This window comes from Streptomyces roseolilacinus, from assembly GCF_014649335.1.
GTDB classification, from domain to species: Bacteria; Actinomycetota; Actinomycetes; order Streptomycetales; family Streptomycetaceae; genus Streptomyces; species Streptomyces roseolilacinus.
This window is the reverse complement of the sequence record NZ_BMSV01000009.1, coordinates 245,152-263,372: the sequence shown is the minus strand read 5'-3', so window position 1 is coordinate 263,372 and position 18,221 is coordinate 245,152. Positions and strand designations below refer to the sequence as shown.

At 76.2% G+C, this 18,221-nt stretch carries 13 protein-coding genes, 2 tRNA genes and 2 pseudogenes; 11 read left to right on the top strand and 6 right to left on the bottom strand.

Translation table 11 applies throughout. The features are described 5' to 3' along the window. Positions 1 to 18 precede the first annotated feature (18 nt). The 6 genes from IE106_RS22540 to IE106_RS22515 all read left to right on the top strand — a co-directional run bounded on the left by IE106_RS22540 (position 19) and on the right by IE106_RS22515 (position 5,406). Entirely contained in the window at positions 19 to 1,101 is a 1,083-nt protein-coding gene (locus tag IE106_RS22540) for an ROK family transcriptional regulator (protein WP_189536943.1), read from the top strand. Between the two features lie 294 nt (positions 1,102 to 1,395). Next, positions 1,396 to 2,160 (top strand): hypothetical protein, encoded by a 765-nt coding sequence (locus IE106_RS22535; RefSeq protein ID WP_189536941.1) that lies wholly within the window; start codon positions 1,396 to 1,398, stop codon positions 2,158 to 2,160. A 65-nt stretch (positions 2,161 to 2,225) separates the two neighbouring features. Continuing rightward, complete coding sequence (locus IE106_RS22530; RefSeq protein ID WP_189536939.1) at positions 2,226 to 2,981, top strand: GntR family transcriptional regulator; 756 nt, start codon at positions 2,226 to 2,228, stop codon at positions 2,979 to 2,981. 169 nt (positions 2,982 to 3,150) lie between these two features. Beyond that, positions 3,151 to 3,930 carry an HAD-IIA family hydrolase gene (locus IE106_RS22525; RefSeq protein ID WP_189536937.1) on the top strand — a complete coding sequence of 260 codons (780 nt, stop codon included), beginning with the start codon at positions 3,151 to 3,153 and terminating at the stop codon, positions 3,928 to 3,930. A 178-nt stretch (positions 3,931 to 4,108) separates the two neighbouring features. Further along, positions 4,109 to 4,738, top strand: a complete 630-nt coding sequence (locus IE106_RS22520) for a hypothetical protein (RefSeq protein ID WP_229840694.1) — start codon at positions 4,109 to 4,111, stop codon at positions 4,736 to 4,738. A 41-nt stretch (positions 4,739 to 4,779) separates the two neighbouring features. Then, positions 4,780 to 5,406, top strand: a complete 627-nt coding sequence (locus tag IE106_RS22515) for a class F sortase (protein ID WP_189537016.1) — start codon at positions 4,780 to 4,782, stop codon at positions 5,404 to 5,406. 104 nt (positions 5,407 to 5,510) lie between these two features. Here IE106_RS22515 and IE106_RS22510 read toward each other — a convergent pair. Then, a tRNA-Lys gene (locus IE106_RS22510) sits at positions 5,511 to 5,584 on the bottom strand. Positions 5,585 to 5,753: 169 nt separating this feature from the next. On the opposite strand from IE106_RS22510, the gene IE106_RS22505 reads away from it, so the two are divergent. After that, positions 5,754 to 7,064, top strand: a complete 1,311-nt coding sequence (locus IE106_RS22505) for a peptidoglycan-binding protein (protein WP_189537015.1) — start codon at positions 5,754 to 5,756, stop codon at positions 7,062 to 7,064. Positions 7,065 to 8,761: 1,697 nt separating this feature from the next. Further along, positions 8,762 to 9,700 carry an SPFH domain-containing protein gene (locus tag IE106_RS22500; RefSeq protein WP_229840693.1) on the top strand — a complete coding sequence of 313 codons (939 nt, stop codon included), beginning with the start codon at positions 8,762 to 8,764 and terminating at the stop codon, positions 9,698 to 9,700. A 51-nt stretch (positions 9,701 to 9,751) separates the two neighbouring features. Here IE106_RS22500 and IE106_RS22495 read toward each other — a convergent pair. The 4 genes and pseudogenes from IE106_RS22495 to IE106_RS22480 form a co-directional block, all read right to left on the bottom strand. Beyond that, positions 9,752 to 9,825: transfer RNA gene (locus tag IE106_RS22495), tRNA-Lys, on the bottom strand. Between the two features lie 152 nt (positions 9,826 to 9,977). Continuing rightward, complete coding sequence (locus IE106_RS22490) at positions 9,978 to 10,736, bottom strand: IclR family transcriptional regulator (protein WP_189536932.1); 759 nt, start codon at positions 10,734 to 10,736, stop codon at positions 9,978 to 9,980. A 165-nt stretch (positions 10,737 to 10,901) separates the two neighbouring features. After that, positions 10,902 to 11,051, bottom strand: a pseudogene (locus IE106_RS22485) (L-cystine ABC transporter ATP-binding protein YecC); the annotation flags it as partial. A gap of 104 nt (positions 11,052 to 11,155) precedes the next feature. After that, positions 11,156 to 12,049 (bottom strand): annotated as a pseudogene (locus tag IE106_RS22480) (transporter substrate-binding domain-containing protein); the annotation flags it as partial. A 66-nt stretch (positions 12,050 to 12,115) separates the two neighbouring features. On the opposite strand from IE106_RS22480, the gene IE106_RS22475 reads away from it, so the two are divergent. From IE106_RS22475 to IE106_RS22465, 3 genes are all read left to right on the top strand, one after another. Further along, positions 12,116 to 12,802, top strand: a complete 687-nt coding sequence (locus tag IE106_RS22475; protein ID WP_189536929.1) for an aspartate racemase/maleate isomerase family protein — start codon at positions 12,116 to 12,118, stop codon at positions 12,800 to 12,802. 256 nt (positions 12,803 to 13,058) lie between these two features. Further along, on the top strand, positions 13,059 to 14,108 hold the full coding sequence (locus IE106_RS22470) for an LLM class flavin-dependent oxidoreductase (protein ID WP_229840709.1): 1,050 nt from the start codon (positions 13,059 to 13,061) through the stop codon (positions 14,106 to 14,108). A gap of 195 nt (positions 14,109 to 14,303) precedes the next feature. After that, positions 14,304 to 15,998, top strand: coding sequence for a glycosyl hydrolase family 18 protein (locus tag IE106_RS22465; protein WP_229840692.1), 1,695 nt, complete (start codon positions 14,304 to 14,306; stop codon positions 15,996 to 15,998). A 90-nt stretch (positions 15,999 to 16,088) separates the two neighbouring features. Here the strand turns inward: IE106_RS22465 and IE106_RS22460 are convergent, their stop codons facing one another. Further along, entirely contained in the window at positions 16,089 to 17,780 is a 1,692-nt protein-coding gene (locus IE106_RS22460; protein ID WP_229840708.1) for a putative bifunctional diguanylate cyclase/phosphodiesterase, read from the bottom strand. Positions 17,781 to 18,221: the final 441 nt, after the last annotated feature.

Here is an 18,221-nt window from a genome sequence, read left to right as displayed (position 1 = left end):
GGGCCCCACAATGCGGACGTGAACCTCTCCGGCCTGCGCAGCCACAACACCGCCCGCGTCCTCGGCCTGCTCCGCGCGGCCGGCGGGGACGGGGTGAGCCGGCTGGAGGTCGCCGAGCGGACCGGGCTCACCCCGCAGGCCGTCAGCAAGATCACCGCCCGGCTGCGGGAGGAGGGCCTCGCCGCCGAGGCCGGGCGCGGCCCGTCCACCGGCGGCAAGCCCCGCACGCTGCTGCGCCTCGTCCCGGACGCCGCCCACGCGGTGGGCCTGCACCTGGACCGGGACCGGCTGACCGCCGTCCTGGTCGACCTGGCGGGCGTGACCGTCGCGGCGCGCACCGGCGCCCTGGACCTGGGCGCCGGCCCCGCGGACGTACTGGCGGCGGCCGCCGCCGAGGTGGCCGCGCTGCGCGGCGGCGGCACGCTCATGGGCGTCGGCGTGGCCATGCCGGGGCCGCTCGACCACGCCACCGGGGTGCCGCACCGGGTGACGGGCTTCCCCGCGTGGGACGGCTTCCCGCTGCGCGAGGCCCTGCGCGGGGCCCTGCGCGACGCCCTGTCCGGGCGGCCGGGCGACGCGCCGCCCGTGGCGCTCGACAAGGACACCAACGCGGCGGCCCTGGCGCTGGCGCTGCGGGAGCCGGGCGCGGGGTCGTTCGCGTACGTCCACGTCGGCACGGGGCTGGGCGCCGGCCTCGTCCTGGGCGGCGCGCTGCACCGGGGCGCGCGGACCGGCGCGGGCGAGTTCGGGCACCAGACGGTGCAGTTGGACGGCGTCGCGTGCGGGTGCGGCGGCCGGGGCTGCCTGGAGGCCCTGTGCCTGGCCGCCGTCGCCCGCGGCGACCTGGACGGGGCGGCTCGCGTCCTGGGCGTCGGCGCCGCGAACCTGGCGGGACTGCTGGACATCGACCGGGTCCTGCTGGGCGGCCGGGTCGTGGCGGCGGCGCCGGAGCCGTTCGTCCGGGGCGTGGGCGCCGCGCTCGCGGAACGCGCCCGCCGCACGGGCGAGCCCGCGGTGCCCGCCGCCCCGGCCCCCGGGACCCCGCACCTGGTCGCGGAGGGCGCGGCCCAGCTGGTCCTGGCCCCGGTCTTCGGCCTCTGACCCGGCCGCGTCACCGCCCACGACGGGCCACCCGGTCTCGGCCGGTCACCGCTCCGACAGCCACCGCTCCGACAAGCCGTCACCCCGACAGCCTCCGCTCCGACAGTCACCGCCCCGACAAGCCGTCACCCCGACAGTCACCGCCCCGACAAGCCGTCACCCCGACAGGCCGCCGCCCCGCCCGCTCGGCCGCTGGGCCGATCGGGCGCATTCCGCCGTACGGGCGGGGGAGGGCGCCGCACCGGTGGAAGGCATCCGGGGACGACCGCCCGGCGAGCAGCGAAGGCAGTCCCCATGCGCGTGCGTACCGCCCTGGCCGCCTCGGCGGCGCTGGCCGTCCTCGCGGTCCCGTCCCCGGCCCCGGCCGCCCCCGCCGGACCGCGCGCCGACGTGTCGGTCGCCGGCCGCGAGCCGAGCTGCGGCGACCGGGCGGCCGCGGTCTTCCCGCTCCGCACCCGCATCACCGGCGGCCCGGCGGCGTACGAACCGGGCGCGGCGCCCCGCACCTGGTACGTCGAGCTGACCAACACCACCCGGCAGCCGTGCCGCAACATCCATCCGGTGATCGTCCTCACCGACGCGTCGGGCCGGCTCGTCCCGGCGGGGGTCCGGATGGGGTTCTCCACCGCGGCCGGCGGCGACCCGCGCCCGGTGCGCGTGGAGCACACCGACCGCCGCGAGGTCGTCGGCGTCCTCGACGACGACACCGACCGGGCCTTCGCCGGCTTCACCGTCCCGCCGTCCGGCACCGTCCGCGTCCCGGTGCACCTCGCCTTCGCGGCCGGCACCCACCCGGACGAGATGACGGCCGCCGCGGCGGTGGTGCAGCGCAGGGGCGACGACGGCGACTGGGTCGGCACGTCCCCGCCCTACCGCTTCACCCTCACCGGCCCCCGGCCGTCCCGGACCGCCTCCCCGGAGGAACTGGCCGGCACGGGCCGCCGCGCCGCCCCCCTCCTCCCCCTCGCCGCGGCGGCCGCCGCCTGCCTCGCCCTCGGCGCGGGAGTCGTCGCCCTCGCCCGGCGCCGCCCCCGGTCCCGCGCCCGCCGGCGCGGCTGACGCGCCCGGACCGGTCGTAGCGTCACCGCAGTCCCGCGTTCACCTGGGCCTGGGAGCATCGCCGTGTGGGACATCCGAGTCATCCGGCACCGGGCGCCCCCGTGCGCTCCGGGGTGCCCGAGCACGGGCGGGTGCCGAAGTACTACGCGGTCAAGGCGCAGGTCGCGCTGCTCGTCGAGGAGTTGGGGGAGGGCGGGGCGCTGCCCGCCGAACGGGACCTCGCCGTGCGGTACGGGGTGTCGCGGGAGACCGTGCGGCAGGCGCTGCGCGAGCTGCTGCTGGAGGGGCGGCTGCGGCGGCGGGGGCGCAGGAGGGTCGTCGCCGGGCCCAAGCTGGAGCAGCCGCTCGCCCCGGCCGGCCGCGCCCAGGGCGTCCGCGGGCAGGGGCACCGGCCCGGACGGCGGCTCGTGACGCTCGAACGGTTCCCCGCCCCCGCCCCGCTCGCCGCCGACCTGGACCTCGCGGAGGGGGAGGCCGTCTGGCACATGGAGCGCGTCCTCCTCGCCGACGACGAGCGCATCGGCCTGGAGAGCACGTACGCGGCCGTCGCCCGGGCCCCGCGCCTGGACGTCGAGTTCGATCCGGACTCGTCGTTCCACACGTACCTCCGCGAGCGCCTGGGCACCGGCTTCGGCGACGCCGACGAGCGCATCGAGACCGTCCTCGCCACCCCGCGCGAGGCACTGCTCGTGGGCACCCCGCCCGCGCTGCCCATGCTGCTGCTGCACCGGCTGTCCCGCGACACCGAGGGCCGGCCCCTGGAGCGCGTCCGCAGCCTCTACCGCGGGGACCGCTTCAGCTTCACCACCCGCCTGGGGTGAACCGCCGGCCGCCGCGACGGACGGCGGCGCCACGGGAGGACGTCCGGCACCGGGTGATCGACGGGGTCGGGATCCGCACATCGTGATTACCCTGGGGGCGCCGCCACAGCGCTGTCGCGGCGCCCCCAGCACGCAAGACGCGGTATCTGTACGGCAGGAGTCCCGCCCCATGGCAGAGCGCAAGCCGATCGAATCCTGGCTGACCGACATGGACGGCGTCCTCATCCACGAGGGCGTGCCGATCCCCGGCGCCGACGCTTTCATCAGGAAGCTGCGGGACAACGAGAGGCCCTTCCTCGTCCTCACCAACAACTCCATCTACACGGCCCGCGACCTGCACGCCCGGCTGTACCGCATGGGCCTGGACGTGCCGGTGGAGAACATCTGGACGTCGGCGCTGGCCACGGCCCGGTTCCTCGACGACCAGCGGCCCGGCGGCACCGCGTACGTCATCGGCGAGGCGGGGCTGACGACGGCGCTGCACGACATCGGGTACGTCCTCACCGACCACGACCCGGACTACGTGGTCCTCGGCGAGACCCGCACGTACAGCTTCGAGGCCCTCACCAAGGCGATCCGGCTGATCAACGGCGGCGCCCGCTTCATCTGCACCAACCCGGACGAGACCGGCCCGTCCACCGAGGGCCCCCTCCCGGCGACCGGCTCGGTCGCCGCGCTGATCACCAAGGCGACCGGCCGCGACCCGTACTTCGCGGGCAAGCCGAACCCGCTGATGATGCGGACCGGGCTGAACGCGATCGGCGCCCACTCCGAGACCAGCGCCATGATCGGCGACCGGATGGACACGGACGTGCTGGCCGGGCTGGAGGCCGGCATGGAGACCTTCCTCGTCCTCACCGGGCTCACCACGCCGGCGGACGTGGACCGCTACCCGTTCCGCCCCTCGTCGGTCGTCGACTCCATCGCCGACCTGGTCGACCGGATCTGACCGACCGGATCCGACCGACCGCACCCGGCCCACCGCACCCGGCCCACCGGATCCGACCGTCCGGGAGCCGGGGCCGCCCGCCGCCCGGTGGACGCCGGCCGGGGAGGCCGCTGCGGATGCGGGGAGCGGTGATCCGGGTGAACCTTCTCCTACGAGGAGGTTCACGATGCGTTCAGGTGTGGCTGCTCTCCGTGCCGCGGCGGCGGCCGTCCTCGCGCTCGTCCCGGCGGCCGGCCCCGCCCTGGCGGCGGGCGACCCGCCGGAGGCGCGGGTCACCGCCGTGGTCGCCCCGGCGGACGTGGCACCCGGCGGCGACGTGGACGTCCGCGTCGAGGGCTGTGCGGGGCCGGGCGGGACGGTCCGGTCCGAGGCGTTCGTCGCGGACGTGCAGCTGTCCGGGCGCACCGGCGGCGAGGGCGGCGCCCTGCACGGCGACACGACCGTCCGGTCGGGGACGGCGACCGGCACGTACCCGCTGACCGTCGTCTGCGCCGGCCGCGACCACCGCGGCGCCGGACGCGTCCACGTCGAACCGGCGCCGCCACCCAGCCCCCACGCCCCCGTCAGGGCCGGCGGAGGGGGCGCCGCCCTGCCCGCCCCGAACATGCCGAGCGCCGCCGAATGGCCGACCCCGGACATGCCGAGCGTCGCCGAACACCCGGTCGCGGACGCCCCGGGCGTCGCCGAACAGGGACCGGGCACCCGGCACACCGTCATCGGCCTGGTCCTCGCCGCGGCCGCCGCCGTCGCCGTCGCGGTGCGCTCCGCGCGCCGCCGCCGCCGCGGACCGGGCGCGGACCGCCCGTGACCGCGGCGCCGCCCCCGCGCGCCGCGTCCGGCGCCGGCCGGATGGCCGTCGGCCTGGTCTGGGCGCTCGTCCTGGTCCTGATGTGGCTGTGGGGCAAGGAGGTCACCGCCGGGCAGGGCGGCCTGTCCGCCCCCACGACCGGGGACGTCGCCGCGGTCGGCCGCCCCCGCGGCGTGCCGCTGCCGCCCCCGCGCGAACCGGTCGGGCCGTCCCGCCCGCAGCGGCTGGACATGCCGTCGCTCGGCATCGGCGCCCCGGTCGTGGAACGCGGCCTGGAGGCGTCCGGCGCGGTCGAGGCACCGCCGTACGAGACGCCGGGGACGGTCGGCTGGTACGCCGCCGGCACCGCGCCCGGCGCCCGCGGCACCGCGCTCCTCGTCGGCCACGCCGACACCGAGACCCGGCCCGCGGTCTTCCACCGCCTGAGCACCGCCCGGCCGGGCGCGGTCGTGCGGGTGGGCCGCGCGGACGGCACCGTCGCGGAGTTCACGGTGGAGGACGTGCGGGTCTTCTCGCGGCACGCCTTCGACGCCCACCGGGTGTACGGCCCGCGCGACGCGGCCCGCGCGGAGCTCCGCCTGATCACCTGCGGCGGCACCTTCGACCGGCGGACGGCCACGTACACGGCGAACGTGGTCGTCTCGGCGTACCTGACGGCGGTCCGCTGAGCCGCAGTGCGCCGGCCGGCGGCGGCCCGGTGGCGGCTCGGTGGCGGTTCGGCGGCGGGCGCACGAAGAAGCCCCCCGCTTCCGCGAGGGGCTTCCTCCGTCTGTGCGCCGCCAGGGACTCGAACCCCGGACCCGCTGATTAAGAGTCAGCTGCTCTAACCAACTGAGCTAGCGGCGCCTGCTGACCTGGACAACTTTACCCGACCCCGGGGGGTGCTCCCGACCACCCGCTCGCCCGGCCGAGAATTTCCCGCCCCTCCGCGCCTGTCGGATGGTCGTTTCTTCCCTTTTGGCGGTCAAAATGCGGTATGCACGGAGAGATCTCGTCGAACGTCGAGGGGAACCGCATGCCCGTTCCGGTCTTCGAGGAGTACGAGCCCGCCGCCGACTGCCCCTGCCCCGGCTGCGCCCGGCGACGGCGGGAGCTCGTGCTCCGCCGGGCCGTCCGGGCGGGCGGGCACCCCGCCGCGCACGGCGCCCGGCGCGCCCTCGTCCTGTTCACCGCGGCGGGCGTCGTCCTGGGGGGCGGCGCACCCGCCGCGGGCGGCGCCGCCCACCCGGCGGGGCCGCTCCACCCGGCAGGACCGGCGGGCCGCGACACGGACGAGCCCGGCCCGGAGACCCCCCAGGGCGGTACGACCGGGCTGCACGGCTTCCCCCTGACGGGCCCGGCGACCGGCTCCGTCGTGACGGCGCCGCTGCCCACGATCACCCGTACCGGCATCATCGAACGGGCCAAGCGCTGGGTCGCCGAGAAGGTCCCGTACTCCATGGAGAAGTACTGGACGGACGGCTACCGCCAGGACTGCTCCGGCTACGTCTCCATGGCGTGGAAGCTGCCCGCCAACGAGTGGACCGGCAGCCTGCACCGCTACGGCACGAAGATCGCCTGGGCGGACCTCCAGCCGGGCGACATCCTGCTGTTCCACAACCCCGACAATCCCACCAAGGGCTCCCACGTCACGATCTTCGGCGGGTGGACGGACCAGCGGCGCACCCACTACATCGCGTACGAGCAGACGAAGCCGCACGCCCGCCGGCAGGCGACACCGCTGGCGTACTGGACGAACTCCGACCGGTACGTCGGCTACCGCTACCTCGGCGTCGTCGCCGACGACCTGTCCGTGGGCGGCGACCCCCCGTCGTCGGCCTTCCCGGGCGCCCGGCGCTTCGGCCCGGGCGCGGCCAACGCGCACGTCACCCGCCTGGGCCGGATGCTCGTCGAGCGCGGCGGCGCCCGCTTCTACGACAAGGGGCCGGGCTTCGCCTGGTCGGAGGCGGACCGCAGGGCGACGGCGGCGTTCCAGCGGGCGCAGGGCTGGCGCGGCGCGGAGGCGAACGGACTGCCGGGGCCGCACACGTGGCGCCTGCTCACCACCGGCCGGGGCCGGGACATCCCGCCGGTCGCGGGCCAGTCGCCGCCCCCGTACCCGGGGCGGGGCCACTTCCGGCCGGGCCAGGCGAACCAGCACGTCGAGGCGCTGGGCCGGCAGCTGGTGCGGCGCGGCTACGGCAAGCACTACCGCACCGGGCCGAACCGCCGCTGGAGCGAGGCGGACCGGCGCAACGTCCAGGACTTCCAGCGCGCCCAGGGCTGGCGCGGCGGCGCGGCCAACGGCTACCCGGGCCCGGAGACATGGAGGCGGCTCTTCCGATGACCGAGCACCACACCCGCAGGACGCCCCCGCCCCCGGTGGAGGTCCCCAACCTGCTCCAGCCGACCCCGTCCGTCGTGGTCGAGGGCCCCCGTACGGAATCCCCGCCCCGGCCGTCGGCGGCGCAGCGCACCCGGGAGGCGGCCCCTCCGCCCAAGCCCCCGGCCCCGGCACCCGCCCCCCGGCCGGAGGCACCGCACTCCGGCCCGGCCGCCGAGCCGGGCACGGCGGAGCCCACGGGCACGGAGCCGGAAGCCGGGGCACCGGGCCCCGCACCCGAGCAGCCCCCCGCCCCACCCGGCACGGCCACGGCCTCCGCTCCGGCCGCGGTTTCAGCTGCGGCTGTGGCTTCGACTCCAGAGGCCACGGCCACGGCCACGGCTCCGGACGGGCCCGTGCCGCGGCCGCCGGCGAACAGCACCGTCGCGCCTGCCCACCGGCAGCCGCCGGACGCCGACCCCCGCACCCCCGCCACCCCGCCCCGCCCGGCGACGACCGGGGGGCCGGACGGACCCGGGCACGAACCGGCGCCCTCCACCGCCCCGGCGGCGGACCCCGCACGGGCGGGCGGCCCCGACGCGTCTTCGGAACCCGGCGGGACGACGCCGCCGGGGGAGCACGCCGCCGGACCGGACCGGCGGTCGCCCGATGCAGCCCCCGCCGACCCGACGGGGGAGGCGGCCCTGGCCGCGCGCGCCGACGGACCGGACACCGCCGGGCACGGGGACGGAACGGACTTCGGCCCGCACGCCCCCGCCGCCGGGGAGGCCAGGAGCCCCGAGGGCCCCGGGGTCACCGGTGCGGTGCGTGCGGGCGAACCGGTGGAGGACAGGACGGCGGCTCCGGACGCCCCCGCCGCACCGGACCGGACCGGGCCGCCCCGCACCGGTGGACCCGGCCGTACCGGGCCGCTCCCCGCCGACGGACCGTACCGAGCGGAGCAGCTTCCTCCCGGCGATCCGGGTCCGGCCCGGGCGCTCCACGCCGGTGGGCCCGCGGCCCCGGACGGGACGGGCGCCGCCGGGGCCGCGCCTCCCGCCGGGCCGTTCCTCGCGGAACCCGTGCTCGCGGGCGGGGGCGTCGCCTCCCACGCGCCGGACTCCGCCGGGCGGCCCGGACAGCCGGGGGACACGACCGGTCCGGGCTCCGGTGGGCGGCCGGGGGACTCGTCCGGTCCGGGCGCCGACCGGCCGGCGCGCCCGGACGGAACCGCCGGTGGCCACGATGGCCCGGCCCCCGCCGGGACCGTGCACTTCGGGGCGCCGGCCGCCGGGACCGCCCCCGCGGCGGGAGCGGCACCGCACACCGCCCCCGTGGGGCTCACCCCTCCGGCGGACACCGACACCGGGATCCGCACCGGCGGGAGCCGCACCGAAGGGGTCCGCACCCCCGGGACCCGTACCCCCGGGACCACGCCCCGGACCCGTCCCGCCGCGGGCTTCGGGGCCGAGGCCTCACCCGGCGCCAGCCTCACCCGGCCCATGGACCTCACCCAGCCCATCGACCTCACCAGCCCCGCTCGCCTCCCCGGCTCCCACGGCGCCACCGGCTCCCGGCGCGCCCGTGGCGGAAGCGGTGCCGGGCGGGCCGGGGGCGGGCCGGGCGGTGGGCCCGCCGGTGCGCGGACCGGGGAGGCCGGTGGGCGGACCCGGGACGCCGGCACGCGGGCGAAGGGGGCCCGGCGGGGGAGGCACGCCGGGGTGCGGCGGGGGTGGGCCCCGGCCGACGGGGAGCTCGTCGAGCGGGAGGGGGCCGTCCTGCCCGGATGGGCGGGGCTGGTCGCCGGTGCCCTGGCCCTCGCCGGGTGCGGGGTCGCCGCCTGGTGGTCGGGCGCCCTGCCCGAGGACGTGGGCCCGCTGCTGGGCCTGCCGTTCCGGCCGTACCGGGGCCTCACCCCGGGCACCGTCGTGCTGCTGGCGGCCGGTGTGCTGCTGGCGCTGTTGGCGTTCGGCGGGCTGGTGCGCGGCCGGGTCGGGAACGCCTTCGTCCTCACCCTGTTCGGCGACTACCGGGGCACGGTGCGCCGCGCCGGCCTGCTGTGGGTGAGCCCCCTGCTGCTGCGCCGCCACCTCGACGTGCGCCTCCGCCACTGGCGCAGCGAACCGCTCCCGGCCGTCGACGCGAACGGCACGGCCCTGCGCGTCGTCGTCCTGGTGGTGTGGCGGATCCAGGACACGGTCCGTGCGGCGCTCGCCGTCGCCGACCACGAGCGGTACCTGCGCGAACAGGTGGAGGCGGCCCTCGCCCGCGTGCTGTCCCGGCTTCCCGCCGACGTGTTCCACGGCGGTTCCCCGACGCTGCGGGACGCCGACGGGGTCGGGGAGGCGATGACGCGGATGGTGGCCGCCGAGTGCGACCCGATCGGTGTCGAGGTCTTCTCGGTGCAGCCGACCCGCATCGAGTACGCCCCGGAGATCGCGGCCGCGATGTGGCGCCGCCGGATCGCGGCGATCGACGCCCAGCACCGCGACGCGGTCCTCGGCTCGGTCGTGGACGCCGTGGACGACATGGTGCACCGGCTCACCGAGCGGGGCTTGGTCGAGCTGGACGACTACGAGCGCAAGGACCTCGTGAAGGACCTGGCGGTGGCGTTCTACACGGGCCACGCCCTGCCGGTCGGCGCGGAGCGGGGCGCCTGACCCCGGACAGCAGGAAGGCCCCTCGCTTCCGCGAGGGGCCTTCCCCGTCTGTGCGCCGCCAGGGACTCGAACCCCGGACCCGCTGATTAAGAGTCAGCTGCTCTAACCAACTGAGCTAGCGGCGCCTGCTGACAGGAGTAATACTACCCGGCCCTCAGGAGTGCTCCTGACCACCACCCGCACCGGCGTCCCCACGGGCACCCCCGGCCCCTGCCGGACTCGCTCCCACCACCCGAGCCGACCCGTGCCGCCGGGGCCTCACGGCGCCGTCCGGACCTCACAGGGCCAGCGACAGCACCACCGGGGCCGCCTTGCGGTTCAGGACGTCCGCCGCCGAGCGCAGCCGGTGGGCGTGCTCGATCGGCAGGGACAGCGCGAGGCAGCCGACCGAGGACCCGGCCGTCAGCGGAACCGCCGCGCACACCGTGCCCACCGCGTACTCCTGGAGGTCCAGGACGGGGACGGTCGGCGGCTGGCTGTCCAGCTTGGAGAACAGCACCCGCTCGCTCGTGATCGTCCGCGACGTCAGCCGGGCGATCTTGTGCCGGGCCAGGCGGTCGCGCCGCCCGTTCTGGTCGAGCTGGGTCAGCAGGCACTTGCCGACCGCGCTGGCGTGCGCCGCCGAGCGGAAGTCCACCCACTCGTTGACCTTCGGCGTGTGGGGGCCGTCCGCCATCTGCGTGATCTTGACCTCGCCGTCGATGTACCGGCTGATGTACACGGCCGCGCCGACCGAGTCGCGCAGCTCCGTGAGCGTCTCCTGGAGCTTGGCCTCCAGGGCCTCGCGCCGCGTCACGCCCGAGCCGAGGAGGACCAGTGAGTCGCCCACGACGTACGCGCCGTCGGCGACCTGCTCGACGTACCCCTCCCGGCGCAGCATCCGCAGGAGCGGCGTCAGGTGCGCCGGGGGCAGCCCGGTCTCGCGCGCGATCTGCACGTCGGTGACCCCGCCTCCGTGCCGGGACACCGTCTCCAGGACGCGCAGGGCGTACTGCACCGAGTGGAACGGCGCGGTCGGCTCGGGCTTCAGCGCCACGGTTCCCCCTACCAGGTCGTGACCGCAAGCTTCCGTACCACGATAACCGCCAAGGGCCGTTTACGGGCCACCCGTTGGCAAGATGGGCCTCCCGTCCCGCCGCGCATGCTGGGGAGTGCCCCTCCGGCATATGCCGCAGGCATGGCGGAACCGAGGAGGGCGAGGTCAGAGCACCGCGCCGAGGAATTCGCGCGTGCGTTCGTGGTGCGGGCCGGAGAAGATCCTCTCCGGCGAACCGGATTCGATCACGCGTCCGGAGTCGAACATGAGAACCTCGTCCGAGATGTCCCTGGCGAGATTCGTCTCCTGGGCGACGCCGAACGCCGCGACCGTGCCGATCGCCGCGCTGGGGACGAACAGCCGGACGGTGACCCGGATGCCGGGCAGGACCCGGTTCTGCCGGAGTCCGGCGGCCGTCGGCACGGCTCCTCGGCGGTCAGGGCGGTCATCTCGGCGCGGGTGGAGCCGAACCGCCGCATGACGCGGAACGGTTCCCCGCTCTCCTTCGCCCGGTGGATGCCGGTGTCGAAGGCGTCCCGCGGTTCCCGGCCGGTGCGGCGGAAGGCGAACCCGCCGCCGCCGATCCGGCGGCGCCCGCCGGCGACGGGGGCGAACGCCCCGACGGGCCCTCACCCGGGCCTTCCCGCGCGCCACTTGACGAAGGGTGAGGGCGGCCGCCGCGAAGGCGTCGACGCGGCCGGACTCGACGGCGTTCACCCCGGCCACCCGGTCCGGAGAATGACGAGCCCCTTCCCGGGGTACCCGGCGGCCACGGCACGGGCGCTCCGGGCGTGTCCGGAGCCGGTGGCGGGGCGGGCCCGCCCCGCCACCAGGTCCGCGTACGAACGCAGCCCCGGCGGGTTGCCCTCCCGCACGACGAAGGAGTCGAGCATCTGGTACTCGGGATCGGAGAAGAGCACCTGCCGGCAGCGTTCCCCCCGGGCGCACGCGCCGGCGGACACGACGTCGGACTGCCGGGAGCCGAGGCCCGGTACGAGAGAGCCGAAGCCGGTGGCCACGGGCCGGACGCGGTCGACGCCGAGGCGGCGGAGGGCGGCCTCGGCGAGTCCGGGCGCCTCACCGGTGAACGCGCCCCGCGCGTCGACGTACCCGTAGGAGACCCCGCCGGCGATGCCGAGCCGTACCGTGCCCCGCGACCTCGGGCGGGCGAGGACGTCCCCGGACGGGAGGCGGGCGCACCCGGCGGCACCGAGGGCGCCCGACACGCCGGGCGCCGCCGTGCCGGGGAGCGACGAGCGGCGTCTCACCGTTCCTGATTCCCTGTTGTCTGCGCGACGAGCTGTACGAGCCATGGGCGCGCGGCCACCCGGCCCCGTGCGGGGTGTGCCCGATCGACGCCCTCAGGACAGGAGGCCTGCATGACCACCGTCGGACTTCTCCGCCCGGAGGGTCACCCGGAGGACGACTACCGCCGTATCGAGACGCTGCTGGACAGTGACATCCGCGTCGACTCCGTCGTGTACGCGGGACCCGGCGCCGACCCCGGGCAGCTCGCCGCCGGCGCGGAGCGGCTGCGGCTGGCCAGCACCGACGCGGTGGTGTGGGCGTCGGCGAGCGCGACGTTCGCCCAGGGCCGGGAGGCGGCGGGCGAACAGGCCAGGTCGCTCGCGCTGGCGGCGGGCATCCCGGCCTCCAGCACGGCGATCGGCTTCACCCACGCGGTACGGGCGGTGGGCGCGTCCCGCGTGGTGGTGGCCGGCGCCTATCCCGAGGAGGTCGCGGGGGCGGTGGTGCGGTTCCTGGAGGCGGCCGGGGTCGAGGTGGTGGGGGAGCGGCGGGCGTACGGCGGGCTGTCGCTGCCCGAGCTGGTACGGGCCGCCGACGACCCGCGCGCGGAGGCGGTGCTCGTGCCGGACACGGCCGTGCCGACCGTCGCGCAGGTGCCGGAGGCGGAGGCCGCGGTGGGCAAGCCGGTGCTGACCGGGACGCTGGTCACGGTGTGGGAGGGGCTGCGGCTGGCGGAGCGGCACGGGGCGTGGGCGGACGAGCTGGGCGCGCTGTTCGTCCGGCGGAGCCCGCAGGACGTGTGGGAGCCCGGGGAATAACCGGATGGTCCCTCCTGTTAGACGGTGGCGTAGAGACGTCAGGTGCAGGAGGGCCCCACAGGTGAGTGACGACGAGGCGACACGAGGGACGGCGGCGGACGGGACGGCCGCACGGCCCGGACCGGCGCCCACGCGGGACGCGCCGCCGCCCGCCGGGGACACGGCCGGCGGCGGCGCGGGGCCCGGCGCCCCCGGCGACCGGGCCGCGGCCGGCGACCCCGTCCGCGGCACCCCGTCCGGCACCGCCCCCGTCCCCCTGTCCGTACTGGACCTGGTGACCGTCGGCAGCGGGTCCACCGCCGCGCGCGCCCTCGCCACCAGCGTGGAGATCGCCCGGCTGGCCGAGCGGCGCGGCTACCACCGCCACTGGGTGGCCGAGCACCACTCGATGCCCGGCGTCGCCTCGTCGTCCCCGGCCGTGATCCTCGCCCACCTCGCCGCCCACACCCGCCGCATCCGGCTGGGCTCGGGCGGCGTCATGCTGCCCAACCACGCGCCCCTCGTGGTCGCCGAGCAGTTCGGCACCCTGGAGGCGCTGGCCCCCGGCCGGGTCGACCTCGGCCTCGGCCGCGCGCCCGGCACGGACGGCGCCACCGCCGCCGCGCTGCGCCGCGCGGACCGGCTGGACGAGGGGGCCGACGAGTTCCCGCAGCAGCTGGCCGAGCTGATCCGGTTCCTGGACGACGACTTCCCCGACGGCCACCCCTACGCCCGCATCCACGCCGTCCCGGGGCCGGTGCAGGGCCCGGTGGGACGGCCTCCGGTGTGGCTGCTCGGCTCGTCCGGCTTCAGCGCGCGGCTCGCCGGGGCGCTCGGCCTGCCGTTCGCCTTCGCCCACCACTTCTCGGCCCGCAACACGATCCCGGCGCTGGACCTGTACCGGTCGTCGTTCCGCCCGTCCGCCGTGCTCGACGCCCCGTACGCGCTGATCGGCGTCTCCGCGCTGGCCGCCGACGACCCGCGCGAGGCGCGGCGCCAGGCGCTGAGCGGCGCGCTGTCGATGGTGCGGCTGCGCACCGGGCGGCCGGGCCTCGTGCCGACGCCGGAGGAGGCGGAGGCGTACCCGTACGGTCCCGCCGAGCGGGACTTCGTCGACGGCTGGCTGGCGAACGTGGTCCACGGCACGCCCGACGAGGTGCGGGCCGGTCTGGACGACCTCCGCGAGCGGACCGGCGCCGACGAGCTGATGATCACGGCCAGCGTGCACGGCGGCGAGGCGCGGCTGCGCTCGTACGAGCTGATCGCGGACGCGTACGGAATGGGAGGCGCTGGTTCCTCCTCGGGAAGCGGCGCACAAGATTCCTAAGGCAGCCTTAAACCGCTCGTCACCCTGGGTGGCGAGCGGTTCTTCTTGCACTCGCACGCCTCTGATGAGGGGTTTTTCCCGCCGGGTGGTCTAGTCCTCATCTGGTGCAGACCATTGACGCGGCGTTCTCGCGGCGGTTATCAATTCGTCAACTTCCGCTCGCGTACCACGCTTCACCCCCCCCGGAGGCTGCTCGTGCACGCCCGCAAACCCCTGCTCGCCGCGCTCACCGGTCTGGCCATCGCCGCCACCGGCACGCTGGCCGCCGTCGCCGGCCCCGACACCGCCCGCGCGGCGGAGACCACCTCCTCCGCGGCCTCCACCGGCGGTGTGAAGATCGCCTACTACGACCAGTGGAGCGTCTACGGCAACGCCTTCTACCCCAAGCACCTCGACACGAGGGGCATCGCGGCCAAGCTGGACGTCATCAACTACTCGTTCGGCAACATCCACCCCACCGAGCACACGTGCTTCATGGCCAACAAGGCGGCGGGCGACGACAACAACCCCAACGCCGGTGACGGCGCGGGCGACTCGTACGCCGACTACCAGCGCTCCTTCTCGGCCGCCGACAGCGTCGACGGGGTCGCCGACAAGTGGGACCAGCCGATCGTGGGCGTCTTCAACCAGTTCAGGGAGCTGAAGGCGAAGTACCCCCACCTGAAGATCAACATCTCGCTGGGCGGCTGGACGTACTCCAAGTACTTCCACGACGCGGCGAAGACCGAGGAGAGCCGCAAGAAGCTCGTCTCGTCCTGCATCAAGCAGTACATCCAGGGCGACCTGCCCGTCGAGGGCGGCTACGGCGGTCCCGGCACCGCCGCCGGCATCTTCGACGGCATCGACGTCGACTGGGAGTACCCCGGCTCGGACGGCGGCCACCTCGGCAACCACTACGGCCCCGAGGACAAGCGGAACTTCACGCTGCTGCTCGCCGAGTTCCGCAAGCAACTCGACGCGTACGGCGCCGCGCACGGCGGCAGGAAGTACCTGCTGACCGCCGCCCTGCCGGCCGGCCAGGACAAGATCCGGCACATCGAGACGGACAAGATCGGCGCGTACCTCGACTACGCGAACATCATGACGTACGACATGCACGGGGCCTGGGACGGCGACGGGCCGACGTACCACCAGTCGCCGCTGTACTCCGGCGCCGACGACCCGACCGACCCGATCGCGCCGGGCACCGAGAAGTACTCGGTCGACGACGCCATCGACGCCTGGATCGACGGGGAGCCCGCCTACGGCATCGCCGGCGGCTTCCCCGCGAACAAGCTGACCCTCGGCTACGAGTTCTACTACCGCGGCTGGAAGGGCGTCCCCGCCGGCGCGAAGAACGGCCTGGCGCAGCCCGCGACCGGCGCCTCGGCGGCCCGCCCGGTCAGCCAGCAGGCCGGCATCGCCCACTACAAGGAGCTGGGCGGCATCGTCGACAACCCGGCGACCACCTTCTGGGACGACCAGGCGAAGGCCTCGTACTTCTACAAGGACGGCGAGTTCTTCACCGGCCTGGACAAGCGGGCCGTCCAGGCGCGCGCCGCGTACGCGCACAGCCGCGGTCTGGCGGGCGCGATGATGTACTCGCTGCTCGGCCTGGACGAGAAGGCCACGCTGCTGAACGAGATCGCCGCGGCGGTCGGCGGCACCCCGCAGACCCCGGACCCGACCCCGACGCCCACTCCCACTCCCACCCCGACGCCCACTCCGACCCCGACCCCGACGGGCCCGGCGGCGTGCTCGGCCCCGGCGTGGGACGCGGCGGCCTCGTACGCGGGCGGCGCGCAGGCCTCCCACAAGGGCCGTACGTGGAAGGCGAAGTGGTGGACGCGCGGCGAGGAGCCCGGCACCACCGGTGAGTGGGGAGTCTGGCAGGACCTCGGCGCCTGCTGACCCGGAACCCACCCCCCACACCACCGCCCCTGCCCGGAGAGCCCCGGCCTCCCGGACAGGGGCGGTTCCCATGGGCGCGGCCCCGCCCCCTCAGGCGACCCTCCCGCCGCCGCGGATCATCTCGGCGATGCGCTCCGGGGCGACCGCCCGCGAGTACCACCAGCCCTGGCCGGTGTCGCAGCCGATCCTCCGCAGGCGGTCCGCCTGCCCGGCGGTCTCCACGCACTCCGCCGTCACGGTCAGCCCCAGCCGGTGCGCCAGGTCCACCATCGCCTCGACGATCACCTCGTCGGCCGGGTTCGGGTGCGCCTCGTCCTGGAACCCGCGGACGAAGGACCCGTCGAGCTTCAGCACCGACACGGGCAGCCGGCTCAGGTAGGCGAGGTTGGAGTACCCGGTGCCGAAGTCGTCGATGGCGATCCGCACGCCCATCTCGCTGAGCGCCTGCAGCGCCCGGAGGGGGCGCCCGGCCGAGCCCATCACCGCCGACTCGGTGAGCTCCAGTTGCAGCAGCCCCGGCGCGAGGCCGGTCTCGTCGAGGATCTCCGCGACGTCCGCGACCAGGTCGGAGTCCCACACCTGGCGCACGGCGACGTTGACGCTGACGAACAGGGGCGGCGCGTCCGGGTGGTCGGCCCGCCAGCGGCCGGCCTGCCGGCACGCGGTCCGCAGGACCCACCGGCCCAGCTGCACGATGGAGCCGTCCTCCTCGGCGATTCCGATGAACCGATTCGGCGCGAGCGAACCGAACCGCGGGTGGTTCCAGCGGACCAGCGCCTCGACGCCGCTGACCGTCCCGTCCGCCATGCCCACCAGCGGCTGGTACTCCAGCGTGAACTCGCCCCGGTCGACGGCGGGGCGGAGCGTGGAGCTGAGCGCCTGCCGGGTCATGCGGTGGGCGTTGCGCTCCGGGTCGAACAGCGTCCAGCGGGCCTTGCCGTCCGCCTTCGCCCAGTACTGCGTGGTCTCGGCGGCCTGCATCAGGCCGTTGACCGTGGTGCCCGCCGCGGGCCGCTCGACGACGCCGATGGACGCGGACACCGACAGCCGCTGCCCGGCCAGGTCGAAGGGCCGCTGCACGGCGGCGAGCACCGCCCCGGCGAGGTCCGTGAGCTGCTCCGTGCCGGTCGAGTCCTCGACGAGGATCGCGAACTCGTCGCCGCCGAGCCGCGCCACCAGGTGGCCACCGCCGCGCGCGTACCCGTCGCGCTCGGCGCATTCGGAGAGCCGGGCGGCGACGGCGGCGAGCAGCTGGTCCCCGATCCGGTGGCCGAGCGTGTCGTTGACGGCCTTGAAGCCGTCCAGGTCCAGGTAGCACAGGCCGATCCGGCCCGTCCCGCCGTCGCCGTCGCCGTACGCGTCGTAGGAGTCGTACGAGGAGTTCTCCAGCGCGGACGTGAGGCGCTCGAAGAACAGGGTCCTGTTGGGCAGCCGGGTCACCGGGTCGTGCATCTGCAGGTGCCGCAGCCGGTCCTGGAGCTCGCGGCGGTCGCTGACGTCGGCGACGGACAGCAGCAGGTGCCGGCTGCGGGGGACGGGCGCGACGGTGACCTCCGCCCACAGGGACCGCCCGTCGGGGTGCTTGAGGCGGCGCGTGCAGCGGAGGCGGGAGCGGTGGCCGCGCAGCACCTCGCGGTACGCGTGCCAGGCGCGGTTGTCGGCGGCGAGGTCGACGAGGTCCGCGGCGGCCCGGTGGCGCAGGGACGCGGCGTCCGCGCCGAGGAGGGCGGCCAGCCCGTCGTTCGCGCTGACCACCAGGCCCTCGGTGTCGACGACGGCCATGGGGAGCTGCGCGGCGTTGAACGCGGCGTGGACGTCGCGCAGCTCCGCGGCGGGCGCGGGCGCGGGGCCGGGGCGCGGCGGCGGCTGGCAGCACGCCGTGGGTCCGCCGTGACCGCGGCCGGTCGCCGCCCCGCCCTCACGCTCCGTGGTCGCGTGGAGTGCGGTGCAGGGCTGTGCGACTGCCGTGTGTCCCGGTCCTTCTGGGGTTCCGCTCACCGCTCGCTCCCGCAGGGCAGTTGTGACGTACAGATGTGGTCGGGCGAGGTCAGCCATGGAAGTGTGCCGATCATAGAGGCTGCCGTGGGGCCGTTCCAGCGACTCCTCCGGCCTGTGGACAACGGCTGGGACGCCCATGGGACACGGCCGATCGTTTCTGCGCGGGTGTGGCGGCGCTCGGTCGGGGTCTGAACGGATGTGACTGTCAGTGAAGTGACTCATGTG